Annotated in this window: 17 protein-coding genes; 7 read left to right on the plus strand and 10 right to left on the minus strand. The window is 48.2% G+C overall.

Annotated features, from left to right (window positions below):
• The 10 genes from sctJ to KDK19_RS02840 form a co-directional block, all read right to left on the minus strand.
• On the minus strand, positions 1–719 hold a 719-nt coding region (gene sctJ, locus KDK19_RS02795), incomplete at its 3' end, for a type III secretion system inner membrane ring lipoprotein SctJ (protein WP_257291306.1).
• A 78-nt stretch (positions 720–797) separates the two neighbouring features.
• Entirely contained in the window at positions 798–1214 is a 417-nt protein-coding gene (locus tag KDK19_RS02800) for an EscI/YscI/HrpB family type III secretion system inner rod protein (protein WP_257288151.1), read from the minus strand.
• A 60-nt stretch (positions 1215–1274) separates the two neighbouring features.
• Complete coding sequence (locus tag KDK19_RS02805; RefSeq protein ID WP_257276067.1) at positions 1275–1646, minus strand: hypothetical protein; 372 nt, start codon at positions 1644–1646, stop codon at positions 1275–1277.
• Between the two features lie 78 nt (positions 1647–1724).
• A complete protein-coding gene (locus KDK19_RS02810) occupies positions 1725–2999 on the minus strand; it encodes a TyeA family type III secretion system gatekeeper subunit (RefSeq protein WP_257291307.1) in 1275 nt (424 codons plus the stop codon).
• Between the two features lie 61 nt (positions 3000–3060).
• Positions 3061–4554 (minus strand): hypothetical protein, encoded by a 1494-nt coding sequence (locus KDK19_RS02815; protein ID WP_257279843.1) that lies wholly within the window; start codon positions 4552–4554, stop codon positions 3061–3063.
• An 18-nt stretch (positions 4555–4572) separates the two neighbouring features.
• Positions 4573–6126 carry a type III secretion system translocon subunit SctE gene (gene sctE / locus KDK19_RS02820; protein WP_257279844.1) on the minus strand — a complete coding sequence of 518 codons (1554 nt, stop codon included), beginning with the start codon at positions 6124–6126 and terminating at the stop codon, positions 4573–4575.
• A 16-nt stretch (positions 6127–6142) separates the two neighbouring features.
• Entirely contained in the window at positions 6143–6634 is a 492-nt protein-coding gene (locus KDK19_RS02825; protein WP_257279845.1) for a SycD/LcrH family type III secretion system chaperone, read from the minus strand.
• A gap of 3 nt (positions 6635–6637) precedes the next feature.
• Positions 6638–7474, minus strand: a complete 837-nt coding sequence (locus KDK19_RS02830; RefSeq protein ID WP_257276063.1) for a hypothetical protein — start codon at positions 7472–7474, stop codon at positions 6638–6640.
• A 94-nt stretch (positions 7475–7568) separates the two neighbouring features.
• Complete coding sequence (locus KDK19_RS02835; protein WP_257276062.1) at positions 7569–9350, minus strand: hypothetical protein; 1782 nt, start codon at positions 9348–9350, stop codon at positions 7569–7571.
• 197 nt (positions 9351–9547) lie between these two features.
• On the minus strand, positions 9548–9967 hold the full coding sequence (locus KDK19_RS02840; RefSeq protein WP_257279846.1) for a CBS domain-containing protein: 420 nt from the start codon (positions 9965–9967) through the stop codon (positions 9548–9550).
• Between the two features lie 204 nt (positions 9968–10171).
• Between KDK19_RS02840 and ppa the strand changes: the two genes are divergently transcribed.
• The 7 genes from ppa (at position 10172) to KDK19_RS02875 (ending at position 17327) form a co-directional block, all read left to right on the plus strand.
• Complete coding sequence (gene ppa, locus KDK19_RS02845) at positions 10172–10699, plus strand: inorganic diphosphatase (RefSeq protein WP_257279847.1); 528 nt, start codon at positions 10172–10174, stop codon at positions 10697–10699.
• Positions 10700–10857: 158 nt separating this feature from the next.
• A complete protein-coding gene (gene dsbD, locus KDK19_RS02850) occupies positions 10858–12681 on the plus strand; it encodes a protein-disulfide reductase DsbD (protein ID WP_257291308.1) in 1824 nt (607 codons plus the stop codon).
• A 120-nt stretch (positions 12682–12801) separates the two neighbouring features.
• Complete coding sequence (gene aroQ / locus KDK19_RS02855; RefSeq protein ID WP_257279849.1) at positions 12802–13248, plus strand: type II 3-dehydroquinate dehydratase; 447 nt, start codon at positions 12802–12804, stop codon at positions 13246–13248.
• Between the two features lie 218 nt (positions 13249–13466).
• Positions 13467–13934 (plus strand): acetyl-CoA carboxylase biotin carboxyl carrier protein, encoded by a 468-nt coding sequence (gene accB, locus KDK19_RS02860; RefSeq protein ID WP_257291309.1) that lies wholly within the window; start codon positions 13467–13469, stop codon positions 13932–13934.
• A 10-nt stretch (positions 13935–13944) separates the two neighbouring features.
• Entirely contained in the window at positions 13945–15288 is a 1344-nt protein-coding gene (gene accC, locus KDK19_RS02865) for an acetyl-CoA carboxylase biotin carboxylase subunit (protein ID WP_257275730.1), read from the plus strand.
• 154 nt (positions 15289–15442) lie between these two features.
• The gene (prmA, locus tag KDK19_RS02870; RefSeq protein ID WP_257291310.1) at positions 15443–16327 is read left to right on the plus strand and encodes a 50S ribosomal protein L11 methyltransferase; all 885 of its coding nucleotides are present in this window, start codon (positions 15443–15445) and stop codon (positions 16325–16327) included.
• Positions 16328–16475: 148 nt separating this feature from the next.
• Positions 16476–17327 carry a DUF3426 domain-containing protein gene (locus tag KDK19_RS02875; protein ID WP_257275728.1) on the plus strand — a complete coding sequence of 284 codons (852 nt, stop codon included), beginning with the start codon at positions 16476–16478 and terminating at the stop codon, positions 17325–17327.
• Positions 17328–17748 lie beyond the last annotated feature (421 nt).

Raw genomic sequence — 17748 nt, forward strand, 5'->3', positions numbered from 1 at the left:
AGTGCCACGATCAAGAGAAACAGGAGTCCGTAGACAACGCCCCTCAAAGCACCGGCGGAAGAAGGATTCACTTTAACGAAAAAAACCGATTCCATTTTGGGCGCGGCACTGCTCCCCTGATTAATACGAGTAGCAGGAAAGAGAGAAACCGTGATTTTATCAAGAGACAGGCCTTCAATACTGTTAGACACCAGTGTTTTCACTTTTGGAATGAAGCCAGCCAGCTCCAGTTCTGGTGTGTACTTGATAAACACAGAGGCTGAGGAAGGGTAATTGACATCACTCAGAGAATCCTGCTCCTGAGGCAGGACAACATGGACACGAGCGGTGATAACACCATCAATCATGGATAATGTTGATGAAAGCTCTTGTGACATGGAATAGGTATAACGAGCTCTCTCTTCAGTGGGTGAAGAGATCAGACCGTCTTTTGGAAAAATATCACCAATTGAAGAGTATTTCTCCTTGGGGTATCCGTAACCACGAAGCAACTTGATGGATCTTGAAACTTCCTCAGATGGCACCATCAGGGTCACCATCTTGTCCTTATTGATAAGCTTTTCCGCAGGTATTTCGCCATCCAACAGGATGGCCAGCATGTCATTGCCTTCCTTTTCAGAAAGGCCAGAATAGAGCTCAACCTGACACCCTGACAGCAGAAAGCTGAGGCAGATGACTCCCAGGTATTTCAGAGTACGGTGCACAGTTCCCTTGCTCATGAACGGATGACTCCGGCTGTATTTCTGGATCCAAAATTACCAGGCAGCTGTGCACTTGCTTCAGGACTTCGTCAGGAATTATTGATTTCGCAGCAGAGTATCAAACGTCTGGGTACTCTTACTGACAATCTTCCCTATGTAATCCTCGGTGACCATCAGGTTGGTCATGGCCATCTGGGTTTTAAACATGTCCTGCATGGTCATCGTTTCACCAGGCTGCAGGTTGGAAACGACATTCTCCTTACCTGCTTCAACATGCTCTCTTAACCCCTGCATACCCCTGAGAATCTTATCTCCCAGAGTCAGGGCTTCCCCTTCTGGCTGTCCAACCGCTGAAGCAGCTTCTATTGACTGCTGTCCATCAGCATCACCTGAAAGCAGGCTGCCAAATTTATCGGCCGCACCTGCATCCACTTTTTCCGGAACGGCAAACGTTTCGGCAGATTCAAGCGCTTTCTCTGTCAGGCCTTTTGAGTTGATAATATTTTCGGCCATATAACAGACCTCTTGAGTTGGTCTTCATTTTCAGCAAGCGGGGCCTGCCACCTTGCAACCTTAAGCAGCAAGCTGCTCAGACTGTCTAATTATTGTTTCGATAGCACTTTCAACGGTTGGACGGGAGAACTGTTCATTATTGAGATGAATCAACCAGACCAGTTCCTCTTCTCCTTTCAGCCCTGCCTGCAATGGCAGCGCAAGAGACTGGGTGTAATGACATTTTCTTAGCGCATGAACCAGGCTTTTGCAGGCATCAAATCGGGACAACCCCTGAACCATGTAAATAAGAACACCCTCTTCCTGTGTCTCCAGATACAGAGCCCTTTCAGATTCAAATTCAATGCTGATTACTCCGGAGACGCCGAAACTGAGTCCCTCAATACCCATTCCCCGGCCAATATCCGAAATCACCTCATCCCGCCAATCCATTGCCTGCTTCCCTCATGCTAGCGTCCTTTCACAGCTACCCCTGCCTGTTATCACCCACAGAGCCTTATTCCATGGTGGCTACTCAGATTTTTGTTCCTTCTCAGCAGCAAAAAAAGGTGTTTCAACTTTCTTACTCGATGGTAAATCCAAAGAAGCGGTTAGTTCACCCAGGAAACTGTCATCCAGCTCGGTATCCAGCACAGCCTCTTCAATGGCCTCTGACTCTTCCTCTTCAATTTTGTTATCCAGACTGTCCGTTGCCGCAGACAACATATTCAGCTTGGTCTCATCATTGGTAAACACTTCTTCAGGAATGGACCTCACAATATCCACGATGGAAGTCAGAGCAAAAATATGAGCTTCCAGTTTTTCCAGATTCATTTTTAACGGTAACTTTTCAAAGTCAGACTCTGTGACCCACTGTTTATCGACGAGGTCCAGCATCTCTCCCATCAGCACAAGACGAACGACGTTTTCTTCAGGGAATGTTCTTTCCAGCCTCTCTTCCGCTTCACAGCAAGCATCATGAACACCTGACTGAATCTTCAAGCCTTTCATATCATCAATAATGACTTTCAATCTGACCGGTGAAGTAGAATGAGTCGTACAGTTCAGGTCCGTCGCAAGGAGATCAAGTTGTCCCTGAATAGCCCCTTCAAGATTTTCTGCTCCATAAGTTTCTACTAGATAGCGGTAAGTTTTCTTGAGTGAACCATCATCTCGAACGTGATCCATCTTCGCTGAATCAATAAGATCAGCATAGCTTTCACGGACCGTGCGAACATCAACATCAAAGCCCATTTCTTCGATCATCTGGGCTGCTGACTCAGAGATATTGAGGCCAGCCTGGATCAGTGTCGGATTCTTTTCCCTGATGCTTTGTTGAGCCTTTCGAATTTGACTGGCTTTCTCTTGATCTCCTAGCTCTTCGAAATAGTCTGCGGCAAAATCCAGTGCCGCGAATTGCTCGAGCACATCATCCGAAAATTCCTGTGCTTGCTTAAGAACCTGATTGGGGTTGAGATTGGCTTGATTACTGAAATTATTAGCCAGGTCCTTAAACGCCTGGGTTTCCTGAATTGCCTGTATTTTCCGGATGCGCTCAAGAAGCTTGTCAGAGAGTTCTGAACCGGAAGAGAGTTTTCTGTCTTTGAGTTTGGTTTGCTTGAAGCGGTCGGCGACCATGGAAAGCTCTTCTGCACTGTCAAGCAGTGCAGAAGTAGCATCAGACCGGACTTGAACCGTCTGTCCGGCAACCTTGCCTTTGGCCCCCTGGTTGCCTGCAACGTTCTGGTTACTCTCCAGAAACGATGGCGCTGAGGCACCACCGGCCCTGTCGAGTGGAATAGTCATGTCATGCCTCCTGCATGTCGTAGACGGGAATTCCTACACCCGCGAACCTGAGCTTATCTGTCTAGCCTCTAGTGGTAGTTTTCAGCGTTTCGAACCAGGTTCGTATAATTTCGTCCATTTTGCTTTGAACCGTCTTAACCATGTCCTGGTGCATTTGCATCCATTCAGATGAACTCTGGGCGGCGTTTTCGTGGGTTTTCTGGAAGGCTTCATGCTCTTTCTGTCGTGCCTGGTGTTCAGACGACTGATAGTTGAAACCCGCAGAAATAATGTCACCCACCCCCGTTACCATTTGAGCCTTCTGGGTAGCCAACTGCATCTTGATATTCCTATCAGCAGCGGAACCACCACCCGATGCCCCGCGAATGGCCACCGCACCAGCCCCTATTTTCATGACACCACTGGCCATTCCGGCTGCCAGAGAAAAGATGGCGGCTTTTCTCATTTCTCCGGCCTGGTGCAGAACTTCCTGCTTGGCCGCATCATACTCAATGGCTCTGGTTTCCCTGGCGGTTCTTCGACCCTGAACACTCATCTCGTGAAGGAGTTCAAACACAGTAAAAATGTCCACCAGCTGTTGTAGAACCCTGTCCCCGATCGGGCTGCCCGTTGATAGTACGTTGGCGGCCTTTGCCATCTCTTGCAGATGAGCCAGCTGATTAGCATCCGTTGATCGAGCCAGCTTATCTAGAGTTTTCAAAGATTGTGGATCGGCCGTTGCCAGTAGCACATCGGCTTCTGGATCACTGAAACCCATTTGTTTCAGTAGATCTTTCTGTTGTTCAGTGCCAAATGTTTGGCCATTCAACAGTGCCGTCAAACGTTCTGCCTGAGTATTGCTGAACCCCTGAGAGGTCAGTGCCGATTTATTTTTTCCGGACCCGGTCTGGTGAGTAGACGTCAGCGAATTACCTTCATCATCCGGATCAGCCAGTGACAGCAGGGCATCCACTTGACTTTCACTAAAACCCATGGATTTCAGAGCGTCTTTTTTACCCTGCAAGGCTGACTGACCTCCGTGCATCGACGCCAGAGAGTTACCCGCATCATCGGGATCAGCCAGTGACATCAGGGCATCGAGCTGGCTCTGACTGAAGCCCATTCCGGCAAGAACACTTCTCTTGCCCTCAGCAGTTCCGAGATTATGACCATGAAGACTGCTTAAAAGACCGGCACTTCCTTTCAAAAGATCGGCGTTTCTTTGCAGCTGCTGTTGCTGTTGCGGATTGAGGTTGCCACTGCGTAAACTTTCCGCCAGCTTCTGAGTCTTTTCAAGAGATGACTGAGTCAGCTTACTGATATCGTTGACGTCAGAATTGGCTGTTTCAAGATGGGTGGGCTTGACATCACCGGGTTTATCAAGCTCTGGCGCCCTCTTCTGCTGACCTTTCAATACTTCGGTATTTTTGGCTTCACGGGAATATCGAAGGTTTTCACCATCGAGATCTCCACGACCGACTTCGTCCAGAGGGGCTGAGCCAGCCAGTGCTGATGCCTGAGAACCATAGTCCACCGGCGTATTCTGTGACGCGCCTGTCTGTCCTACCTGTGACATAATCTACCTCCTTGAGACTCAGGCACGCAGGTTGCGCGCAAGTGTAGTCTTGGTTTCGTGATTCGCTTTAATGATGCTGGCAGCTGTGGAGTAGCCATTCTGGAGTTCTTGGATAGCCTTTTCCAAACCTTCCATAGCATCATCGATGGCCTTCTGGATCCTGACCATTTCGGCTTTTTCTTCAAGCGCTTCCGCCCTGAATATGTCTGCTTCGTATTTGTAAACAGAGGTTCCGATATCAGCACCACCCGAAGCCATCTGACCAGCCCCCCCTATCCACTGGGCTGTCTGTCCTATCCTGGACAGGATCGCAACATTTTTTGCAACAGCAGCTGATGTGGTTGCAGCCGTGTTGGCGCCTGTCGCCGTCACCGATGCAGCGGTTGAAGACCCTGTTGCTGTTCCCGAGGCTGTACTGGCAGCGGCGCCACCAGCACCGGCAGCTCCGCCTGCGAAAGCTGCACCCGCAGAAAGTGCGATCATAATGACGGCCCAAAAGACCGTGGCACCAATTTTGGCATCTCTCTCACCGTCTTCGTCACTGGCAAGACCGTCAAAAATTTTCATCATAAAGTTACTGGTTTCTGATGAAACCGTCATAGTGATCATAAGACCCGTCGCTGCAACCATCAGACTTGCGGCAACAATACTTAAAGCACCACCGGTAAGAACTCCCGCAGCAGCCACAGCGACGGTTGCAATCGCCAAGAATACCAGCGCGATATAACTGAAAATCTTCCCTACCATTTGAGATTTTTTCGATTCTTCGACTTTTGCAATGGATTCGCGGATTTTAGATATGATATTGCTACTGCGTTGCTCAGCAGCAACCTGACCTATCTTGATACTCTCCTGATCAAACCGGAGTCGCTCGTTCTGTAACTTTGACTGAATCTGAACCAGCATCGTGGTAGCGCTATCAATATCCAGAGGCTTTTCAGCGTTGAAAGCCGCTTTGGTAAACGCATTGAGATCTTTAGTCAGCTCAGCTTTCAGATCATCCGGAATTTCTCTGATGGCAGAGAAACGGACCATGACATCTTCGAAAGTATTGAACAATGTATTCAGTTTGGGATCGCCACCCCGGGCTTCCATATCTTTGAATCTGGCAGAAGAAGAGTGCATCGGAGCAAGAGCGTTTTTGGGATCATTGGGATCAGCCACGGCCAGCATCCCGTCAATTTGGGATTTACTAAAGCCCATACTTTCAAGCTCAGTACGCTTAGCCTGAAGCTGGTTTGTCTGCTTTCTGATGGGGAGATTTTTCTGTTCCTGAACCACCTCACCGGGCGTCTTGGGTCGGTTTGCCGACTTTTCCATGGCCTGCCCTTCCTGATGCTTCAATACTTCTGCGGTAGCCTTGTCAGACTCAGCATCAGCCGATGGAGCATCCAGAACCGGCGCATTGATATGAGCTTTTGGGGCTTCACCACCTTCCGTTCTGGAGTAACTGTTCTGGTGACTAAAGCCTCGTTGAACCGGATTTTCTTCACTATCAACGGCATCAAAAGAAGCCTGATGAATGTTTCCGGTTTGCTCTGTGGTAACAGGTCCCTGACTGATTGAAGACATCCTTTCACCTCTTCCCTTAACTGCTCAGGTTATCCAGCATGCTTTCGGCTCTCTGTTTCTCTTCCTCGTAAGCAGCCGTATTTCCAGCCCATTCAATGGCCGTCTCGTAAGACATTTTTGCTTTTTCGTTGTCACCCATCGCCAGATGACAGTCAGCGATGTAGATCATGGGTCTGGGATCGTCGGCATCCAGTACCGTGGCAAAAGTGAAGATCTCAATAGCATTTTCATACTGCTTCATCATTTGCTGACAGGCGCCGAGACCCATGAAGTATTTTCGATTGAAGTGATCATAGAAGCAGAGGAACTGAAAGACCTTTTGTGCCTCTTCGTACTTCCCCCCCTGATAAAGGTTATAAGCGACGCTATATATAGCTTCCATGGCATCATCGCTCATATTCTTCAGATCTTTGAAGGTTCCCCCCTTACCAAAGAACTCAAGAAGCATATCATCGAGTTCTTCAGTTTCGTTCATTCTGGCTTCTTCATTCACAGCGTGATCCTCCATGATTCACCGTAGGTTCTGAATAATTGTACTCAGTGACTGATAGTATTTGTTGACGAAGTTAGAAAGCATTTCAAAGCTTTGATTATATTTATTTATAGTCTGCTGTAGTTTAGTTGTTTCCAGCTGGGATTGACTGGTCAATGCCTCAATTTTGGTCTTTAAACCTTCGATATTGACCTCCCAGTCTGCTGAATTGTGATCAGTACCACCCTGGTACTTGGCACCGAGACTGTCCCAAAACTCCTTGAACTCCGGACTAAAGGTTGTTGTGCCCGATGTACCGGCGTCTGCTTTTTTAGCTTTAGCTTTAGCTAACCAGTCGTTTGCCACTTCCAACTGGGCATTCTTGTCCTGAATCGATTCAATCTGCTCTCTGAGTTGAACCTCTATGATTTCCGCCCTGGCCGTAAGAACTGACATCACCAGGGCATCCAGACTGGGTTTGGAAAAATCGACAGGCTCTCCATTCAAATAGGCATTCACAGAGGCGGCCCCCGGGCCAATGTAATTGTCTCCCTGCCAGTTGCTCGGATCACTGACCTGATTCATCAGTGAGACCGGCGTCTGGACATAAACCAGCTGTTTTGCCGCATCCGTGAGCTTGCCAGCGTATTGAAGAGAATTGAGTGTCGACTTATCAACAGTATAAAAATGAGTAGGTGTCAGGGAATTTCCCTGATCATCAGGGTCGGCCAGTGAGAGCAAAGCATCTATCTGAGCATCACTGAAACCCGCCGCCCTGAGTGAGTCCCTTTTAGCGTCAGTAAGATGAACTGACCCTCGCGTGCCAGAGAGTGTTACTCCTCCCTTGTTATCCACCGATGGTGTGGAATCAGTCATAAATTGGCTCCCTGCCGCTCTGAGCAAACCACATTAGAATTAATTTAGTACATGGTTTTCATGCGAAAATTTCATTAAAAACGTAAATTATGCGCTATTTGAAATAATCCTTCTTTCTCATCTTCTCAATCACATTAGCGAACTTATCGCGTGTATACCTTTCAAGCTCGTCTAAAAACTGTGCCCCCGTGATCTTTTTCCCTCTGGGCCTTTCGAGCACTTCCTTGGCGGCCTTCAGAAAGTCATTCTTGTCGCTGCCATCAAGACGATCAGCCTTGTCTAAAGTGCTCAGCTCAAAAGAAAGCACTCGGAAGTGAACCAGATTTTTTGAAATAGATGGATCAACCGCCTCTGAAACACCTGTTTCACTAGTAGAGGACTGTGGAGGTGTTCTCGGTGATTTTCCAGATTTTAGGGCTACTGGTGGTCCAGGCACCAAGTCAGAGACCTCAGCAGAATCCCCAAATGCGACTGGGTACTGGTGCTTTAACAATCGCTCTGCTTTTTCTGCTTCGAGCAACTTCAACACACTACTCAATATTTCCCTTGCCTCTTCTGTACCAGGACTGGCCATGGCTCCTCTGGTCATAGCAATCAGCTGATCCAGGGATGCATCGCTCATTCTCGGCAGCATCTCTTTCAGTTTCGTTAGAAATGCAGCCAGAGCTTGTTCTCTCTCACTGGCCGATGTGGCATTCATCATGGCTTCTGCCGCACTCAAAATAGCGTTTGTGACCGCTTTGAATTCAGCATCATGGGGGTCAAAACTCTTATCTCTACTCAGGACACCGGCAATAGCCTCTGAAACCACCTCTGAGAGAGGCATGCCTGTTTGTATTCCACTAGACATTTGCTCCAAAAGCGCTTCGGGGCCTGCAATAAGCTTGTCCTCTTGTGCGAACCTCTTAAGCCTTTCTTTGGCTTCGTCTTCATCCAGAGAACTCTCTTCCCGGACAGAAATCACGCCATCTCCCTGGGTGAGAGCTTCCAGTACAGGTTTGCGAACAGCCATGAACTTGCCATCATCCACATTGCTTTCATCCGATTTGGATTTAGACTCATCGGGTTTGGGCTCAGGCTTATCGGGTTTTGGTTGAGGCAGGTTCTGCTGGACATCACCTGAGGGGGCCATTATCTCTGTGAGACCCATACTTAACATCATTATTCCGCAAGCGTACAAACAAATCCCTAACGGGGGGAAAGCAATAGTTGCAACCGCGCCCACACCTACCAGAATACCTCCAACTGTGGTGACCGTTGCCTCTTTTTTGTGCTTATCGAGAAAGCCAAGCTTGGGCTGAAGCTCATTTTTGAACGCTTCTTTTCTGCTTTGCGCATCAGGATCAGCGGATGAGCTGACAGATACCCTTGCTTTTGAAGAGTGAGAAGAAGCTGTTGATGTATTTAGCCCATCTTCCGTCCCCGGAGCATGAACGTCAACTTCCTCACCCGGAGATGGTTGCCGAGGTTCTGACTGGAGCGGAGCACCTTCGTCTTCGTCCGGATCAAGTGTTGAATGTGCCCCGTGAAGCCCATAAGATTCTGAAGGACTGGTTGTGGGAGACTTTCTCGAAGCTTCCAGCGAACGGAGCATTTCAGACGCTTCACCGCTGCTCAGTGAATATTCCAGCTCTTCTTCTTTAGGTTCTGGCAAATCTTCCTGATCATAATAGGTTACAGAAGCAGAACGTGAGTGAATACTCTCGGGTGCAGGGCCCGAGCCCTCACTGTCACGTCTGCCAACCAGACTCTGCCCCTGTGTTCCGGTGACATTTCTGGCACCCAACCGACCCGATTTATTGACCTCGTGCTTTGGATGCACTGAATCAACGGGTGGTGTAGTTTGAGCATCAACGCCCGACGTTCTCCCTGGCATAAACCTTCTTCCGAAAAATGCAGCATGTTCTTCAGTAAAGCTTAGATGAAGTATCGCTTCGGCAGGTAGATTTAATACTCAAAGAGAATAAGTGAAACTTTATTATCTAGCCAATTTATTGGCATTTCTATCCGACAGTCACTCAATATATTCACCTGAACTCGTCTGTAAGAGCCTCAGGCTTGTTTCAACGCCCCTTACACCGCTTTTTGTGTAGTAGGTGTTTCATAAAACTCCAACACCGCAGACATGACATCTTTAGGGCTTAGCACCCCCACCAGTGCACCATCATCGACTACGGGCACTCTGAAAGCATGGGCTTTCATGAAGTGTTCATAAGCAGTGATGATATCGTCATAGGGCGATACGCAAAGGACTTCCCGGGTCATACTTTCACCCACAAGGCTGCCTTCCTGAGAAAAATACCCACCCATCAACGTTCCCTGAAGACAGTCGGTTTCTGAAAGGAGACCTACCAATCCCTCATTCTCATCGACTACCGGAACAGCTGTGATGTCGTTATGGAGCAGTATTCGTATAGCCTCAACCACTTCCATAGTTGGTGGAATGGTGATCACTTGAGGAGTCATGCAGTCTTTAACTTTGATTGATCTCATAAAACCTCTCCGGTTGTTCAGAGCATCAGAAGCAATACTGACACCTTAAAGTATTCTACTCTTTTCCGAACAATGTCCAATTGCAGGGAGAAACTTAGTTCATAAAGTCTTGTAGAGAACGAAGACAAGTCTCTTCGGGGACTCTATAATGGCTACCTTCCCATCCATTTACCTCTGTAATCGAAATAAGGCAAAGGTATACACATGAGCTATGCGAATATCCCGGCAGGTAAAAGTTTGCCTGAAGATATCTATGTTGCCATCGAAATTCCGGCCAATGCGTCACCTATCAAGTACGAAATCGACAAGGATATTGATGCTCTGATGGTAGACCGTTTCATGGCTACCCCCATGTTCTACCCTGCCAACTATGGTTACATTCCTCAGACTCTGGCAGACGATGGTGACCCTCTGGACGTTCTGGTAGTGACGCCTTACCCTGTTGTCCCGGGTTCCGTCATTCGCTGCCGTGCGGTCGGTATGCTGAACATGTCCGACGAGAGTGGTCAGGACGAGAAACTGATTGCAGTTCCCCATGAGAAGCTGTCTGCACTGTACAACAATGTACAGGAGTACTCTGATCTGCCAGAACTGCTGCTGAAGCAAATCGAACACTTCTTCGAGAACTATAAGGATCTGGAACCGGGCAAGTGGGTCAAGATCGAAGGCTGGGAAGGAAAAGAAGCGGCCTTTGAAGTCATCAAAAAGTCTGCTGCCAACTACAAAGGCTGAAGGGATTAACGCAATAAACCATTTTTTGTAAATGGATTATTAATCCCTTAATGGTGTTGGAGATATTCTCTCCCGCACCATTTGCCAACTCTGGAGCTTGCATCCCGGCGGATTCACTTCACAATTAAAGGACCATAAACAAGAACAGTTGGTTTTACATGGTTCAGCTATTTCGAAGCAATCAAAAATCTTACCTCACAACGTTTTTCCTTACTCTCTTTACCTGGGCTCTTGCCGGTGTTTCTTCTGCTAATGTGAATGCACTATTGGGATCTGACACCCAACAATTTTTGCCTGTCGAAGAAGCCTTTCAGCTGGAAGCAGAGATTGTAAACAACACACTGCTGCTGCACTTTCTCGTAACGCCAGGGCATTATCTCTACAAAGATCGATTCAGCTTTTCCAATCATGAAAGCTCTACACTGCTTGGAGAGCCTTTATTCCCAAAAGGCAAGCAAAAGTACGACATTAACTTTGAACAGAACATGGAGGTCTTTCCAGAAAATGTCACTGTCAGAATTCCTGTCAAGAGTACTGAGTCCGAGCCTCAATTCCAGATAAGGTTTCAGGGCTGTGCTGATGCAGGTCTTTGCTATCCGCCACAGACACTAAATATTTCTGCCCGGAACCCCAATGTCACCAGTGCTGGCCTGATTGAGTCTTCTGAAACAACATCGGAAGACGGCAAGGCTCTGAGTTTCTCAGAATCCTTTGGAGACAGAGACCTCCTTGTGACTCTTTTACTATTTTTACTGGCAGGTCTGGGGCTGTCTTTCACCCCCTGTGTACTTCCGATGATTCCCATTCTCTCCAGTCTGCTGGTAGGCGCTGCATCAAAGGGAGCCAGTCGAAAAAGAACGCTCTCTCTTTCCATCATTTATGTACTCAGCATGTCGATCACCTTCGCTCTGGCTGGCACCTTGACGGGGCTTTTCGGGGCGAGCCTGAACTTGCAGGCAAAACTGCAATCGCCCTGGCTACTGATCCCTTTTGCTGCTCTCTTCGTCATTCTTGCTTTGAGCATGTTTGGTCTTTATGAGCTTCAGCTCCCGGAAAAACTCAGAGACCGTCTCAACAGACAGCCTCAGAAATCAGGAAGTCATTCTGCTGCAGCCATTATGGGGATTTTATCGGCTCTGGTAGTATCGCCATGCGTCTCAGCACCTCTGGCAGGCGCATTGATTTACATCAGTTCAACAGGTGACGCACTCATTGGTGGACTCTCGTTGCTGGCTCTGGGCCTGGGAATGGGACTGCCACTCCTATTGATCGGCCTGGGTGGCAAGAGCCTGCTGCCTGGAGCTGGCGGCTGGATGGAGAATGTCAAACACTTCTTTGGTTTCCTTCTGCTTGGCGTTGCCGTCTGGATGCTGGAGCGTGTTATACCCGCACCACTCACACTCGTTCTCTGGGGCACCCTGGCCATTGGTGCTGCTGTTTGTCTTGGCGCTCTGGACTTCAGCAAGAAAGTTGGATCCGCTCTATTTTTTCAGGCAGTTGGCCTCGTTTTCCTGATCTATGGTGCTCTTCTGATCATCGGAGCAGCTCAAGGTCACAACCACCCACTGCAGCCTCTTGGCAGAATCAGCCAGCCCGGTGAAAACCTTTCAACAAGGGACTCTTTCCGCACAGTTACAACAGTTGAAGCACTCTCAGCTCAGCTGGAAACGGCTAAAAAGCTTGGCAGAGCAGCCATGATTGATGTTTATGCGGACTGGTGTGTTTCCTGCAGGGCTATGGAAAGAGACGTTTTTCCTGAAGCTTTTGCCAAAATTGACACAGGCAATTGGCATTTCATCAAGTTTGATATAACCGCGAATACCTCCGAACAACTGAACTGGCTGGACAATTATCAATTGTTTGGCCCTCCTTCCCTGCTGTTTTTCGATCCCAATGGTCAGGAGCGAAGTGAAATGCGCTCTCAGGGAGAGGTAGCCTCCTCACAACTCCGGAAAAAGCTGAACCAGACGTTTTATCCATAAGACATTCCTTAAACATGGCGTTGAAATGCTTCGTAACTGGCCTTAACGTTCAGTAACACGCACGAACTAGACCCATTCATTTCGTTGCGGCACAATGAACGCCAATATGAGAGGATACTAATGGCAAAAATACTTGTTCTTAATGGCCCCAATCTAAACCTGCTGGGAACCAGAGAGCCCAGCGTATATGGTGCCACGACACTGAAACAAATCGACCAGATTCTGATCCAACAGGCTCAAATGGCTGGTCACCAGCTCAGCTGCTCCCAAAGCAACGCTGAACATGAACTCATAGAACGGATTCATAAAGCCTCTGAAGAAGAGGTTGATTTCATCATTATCAACCCTGCTGCTTACACTCATACCAGCGTTGCTATCAGAGATGCCCTGCTGGGTGTTGCCATTCCCTTTATTGAAGTCCACTTGTCCAATATCCATCGACGGGAAGCTTTCCGGCATCACTCCTATTTCAGTGATGTGGCGGAAGGCGTGATCGCTGGAGTCGGACCAAAGGGCTATGAGTTTGGTCTGGCCTATGCTATTGACCTGCTCAGTCAGAAGTCTTGAGGCTGATCTTGACAGGCTCCATCAGCAGGGCGCTCTTCTGAAAAGCCAACATGACTGAAAGCTTTAAGGCCGACTACAGAAAATCACTTCTTCTGTTTAGGGAATAAAATGATTTTCACAGTAAAAACAATCAAGGCTGCATGATTGAGTGCGCCAATGAATACATCCAATTAACCACGGGACAGTTTCTCCCTGTCCAACAGCATTTGAGAGTGACGATGGACATCCGAAAAGTAAAAAAGCTCATTGAGCTTCTGGAAGAGTCTGGAATTGATGAGCTGGAAATTCACGAAGGTGAAGAATCTGTTCGCATCAGCCGTTATTCCCAGAATGCTCCAGTAGCCTCAGTCGCTGCTCCACAGTTTATTCCTGCAACGACTCCAGTGCCTGTGGCAGCGGCCTCTGAAACCCCGGCAACAGCCCCGACGTCAGAAACCAAGCCTCAACTGTCCGGTCACTATGTAAAATCTCCAATGGTCGGTACTTTCTACACAGCATCCTCACCCAGCTCACCGGTTTTTGTTGAAGTGGGACAACAGGTTAAAGAAGGTGATGTTCTCTGCATTGTCGAAGCCATGAAGATGATGAACCAGATCAAGGCCGACAAATCAGGTACCATCGAAGCTATTCTGGTTGAAAACGGGCAGCCCGTTGAATACGACCAGCCCCTGTTTACCATTGCCTGAGACAGATGTCATGCTGGATAAAATCGTAATCGCCAACCGGGGCGAAATAGCTCTGAGGGTGTTGCGGGCCTGTAAAGAACTCGGCATTAAAACCGTAGCTGTGCACTCCAAGGCTGATGCAAGCCTGATGCACGTGCGTCTGGCTGACGAGTCAGTCTGCATTGGTCCCAACAGCCCTACTGAAAGCTACCTGAATATCCCTGCTATTATCAGTGCTGCGGAAGTGACTGACGCTAACGGTATTCACCCTGGCTACGGCTTTCTATCAGAAAATGCCGATTTTGCCGAGCAGGTAGAACGCAGCGGATTCACCTTTATAGGCCCTGCGCCTGACGTTATTCGCCTGATGGGTGACAAAGTATCCGCAATTGCCGCCATGAAAGAAGCCGGTGTGCCAACCGTTCCTGGCTCTGATGGTCCCATCACAGACGATGACGAACGCACACTAAACATTGCTCGCTGCATTGGTTACCCGGTGATTATCAAAGCATCAGGTGGTGGCGGTGGTCGCGGTATGCGAGTCGTTCACAGCGAGTCTGATCTTCTGGATGCCATCAACTTGACCCAGTCTGAAGCTAAGGCAGCCTTCAACAATGACGTAGTCTACCTGGAGAAATTCCTTGAAAATCCTCGTCATGTTGAATTCCAGGTACTATCGGACAGCCACGGCAATGCTATACATCTGGGGGATCGTGACTGTTCTTTGCAGCGCCGTCACCAGAAAGTCATTGAAGAAGCGCCTGCACCCGGCATTGATGAAGATGCCAGAGCTACCGTAGCAGCGGCCTGTACCAAGGCCTGTATTGAAATTGGCTATACCGGGGCAGGTACCTTCGAATTCCTGTATGAAGATGGCCGGTTCTACTTCATCGAGATGAACACCCGTGTGCAGGTTGAACACCCTGTAACAGAAATGATTTCTGGCATAGATATCGTCAGAGAGCAGATTCGCATCGCCAGTGGCCTGCCTTTGAGCATTACTCAGGAAGAAGTTGAACTTCAGGGACATGCTTTTGAATGCCGTATCAATGCAGAAGACCCCAAAACCTTTATGCCTTCCCCGGGTTTGGTCAACCAGTTCCATTCACCCGGTGGTAATGGTGTTCGGGTAGATTCGCATCTCTACAGTGGCTACAGCATTCCACCTTACTATGACTCTCTGATAGCCAAGATAATCACCTATGGCCCAGATCGTGAAACCGCTCTTTTTAGAATGAGAAACGCATTGGATGAAGCCGTTGTGGATGGTATTCGTACGAATATTCCACTGCATCAGGATCTGGTGAAGGACAAAAACTTCCAGAAAGGAGGCGTCAGCATCCATTATCTGGAAAAGAAGCTTGAAGAGGACTGATTCTGCTTCCAAAGCTCTCTGAAAGCTGCTTTCGGAGAGCTTACCCCCTCTTCTTTCATAATACCTCTTGTCCCAGTCCTTCAATCAGCTAGAATGTGTCCGATCCGGCGGATACTTATCCTGCCTCCCTCCCCTAATCAGTAAGTCCATACCCATGCCCTGGATACAAATCAAACTAGACACCTCTTCCGACCATGCTGAAGAACTGGAAGACCTGCTTTTGGAAGCTGGAGCCAGTGCTGTAACCCTTCAGGATGGTAAAGATCAGCCATTGTTCGAACCTGAGCCAGGCAGCACACCGCTGTGGCAACACACCCTTGTCATTGGCCTCTTCGATGCCCATACAGATATGGACGCTGTAGTAGAGCACTTACAGTCTCAATACCAACAAAACCCATTTCCGGGCCACAAGATTGAAATTGTGGAAGACAAGGATTGGGAAAGAGAGTGGATGACCCATTTTGTGCCCATGCAATTTGGCACAAAACTCTGGGTTTGCCCCAGTTGGAAAGAGATTCCAGAACCTGATGCTATAAACCTGATGCTCGACCCCGGTCTGGCTTTTGGAACAGGCACTCACCCAACCACAGCCCTGTGCCTTGAATGGCTGGAAAAGCAGGAAAATTTCGAAAACCAATCGGTTATCGACTACGGATGTGGGTCCGGCATTCTGGCGATTGCAGCACTATTGCTGGGTGCCAAAACAGTCACAGGTGTGGATCTTGATCCTCAGGCACTGGAAGCTACTATCGATAATGCTGAGAGGAACGGGATCGCCCCGGAAAAACTGAAAGTATATCTGCCCGAACAAGTCCCGAAAAATAAAGCAGACGTCGTCATAGCCAACATACTCGCAGGCCCACTGGTAGAACTCGCCCCCACATTGGCGAGCTATCTCAAAGGTGGCGGAAAAATCACTTTATCCGGCATTCTCTCAGAACAGAAAAGCAGTATCGTCAGCACCTACTCTGAATGGTTTGACCTGGGACCAGTTGTACAGAACGAAGACTGGATCCTGGTGACCGGAACCCGGAAGTAATAACCATAAAAAGATGCAATATTTTTTGATATCAGACTGATTTCAGACAAGATCCCGGAAGATTTTATCTTTCGGGCTGTGGACATCCTTTGTAGCTCTTTGATCTAATAATCCACACTCAATCAAGACAGTAACGCATACAGGCTTCATGAAAGGCTCTCGAATCACCCGCTGCCCAAAATGCCAGACCTCCTTTAAGGTGACCCAGGCGCAATTACGAGCCGCCAGTGGTTCGGTTCGATGCGGTTCCTGTCTTGAGGTGTTTGATGCCCTATCAAACATGCCCAATAAAGCTGCTCCGGAAAAACCGCTCCAGAAGAAGCCGAAAGACAAACCGGCTGAAAAACAATCGACCCGACATGACAAAGTAGCAGAGAAAAACACGACTCAGGATAGCAAGCCTGAAGAAAGCACTTTAAGAGCCGTCGAAACGACGCCTGAAGAAGAGCCCCCATTCCATTCTTTTCTGGATACTTTGAATAAGGAGCACGTTGAGGTTGATGAAGAATCAGGAAGAAGTTCCCTGAGAGTAATGGGCTGGGTCACTCTGATCCTGATTTTTTCTGTATCGCTTGCTGGACAGTACGCATGGTTTAACAGAGATCAGCTTTCACTCGACCCACGTTTGAGACCAGCATACACTTTAAGCTGTCAATATCTGAACTGCTCCCTTCCGGCATTGGTAGATGTTAACGCCATCAAAAGCCTGCAACTGCACATCCGTAGCCACCCCGAGCGAAGCGAAGGTCTGGTAGTAGACTCAGTGATCATCAATGAAGCCACGTTTCCGCAACCCTGGCCCCTGCTTGAGTTAACATTTACTGACATTAATGGCCAACCCGAAGCCAGTAGACGGTTTCGCCCGAAGGAGTATCTGGGCGGTGCACTGGCTGGATCCAGAGAGATACCCAGCGGACACCCCATAAGGCTCAGTATGGAAATCGTTGATCCCGGCAATGGAGCTACCAACTATCAGCTGTATTTTTTACCTGCCAATTAAAAGACTGGCAGAAGCGAAAGCCCTATAAATCGAGTCTCTATGGTGTTTTACCGGCAAGTGCATCCACAAACCGTAACCGAGCAATTGCAATAAGTAGATATCGCAAATCTATAGGTATTTAATCGAGATCAAAAATCACTTAGATCACCTAAATTATTACTTGCGGTACTTTTCACAAAAGTCACTATACACCGTCTTTGAAAGGTCATATTTCGCAACAGGACACCGGTACGTGGTAATAACTGCTCGTGAAGATGAGTGCTGTTCCAGTCAGAGCCCACAATAAAACACCCTTTCGTCTAAAAATTGTACAGAGTATTATATGCGATTACGCCTGCCTGATCTCCCACAAAGAGACACTGAAAGTCGTATAAATCTTTGAAAACCCCGCAAGATCGACCTCTTGCTTTTTTCATGATCC

Source organism: Endozoicomonas sp. ONNA1 (assembly GCF_024606325.1).
Classification (GTDB): domain Bacteria; phylum Pseudomonadota; class Gammaproteobacteria; order Pseudomonadales; family Endozoicomonadaceae; genus Endozoicomonas_A.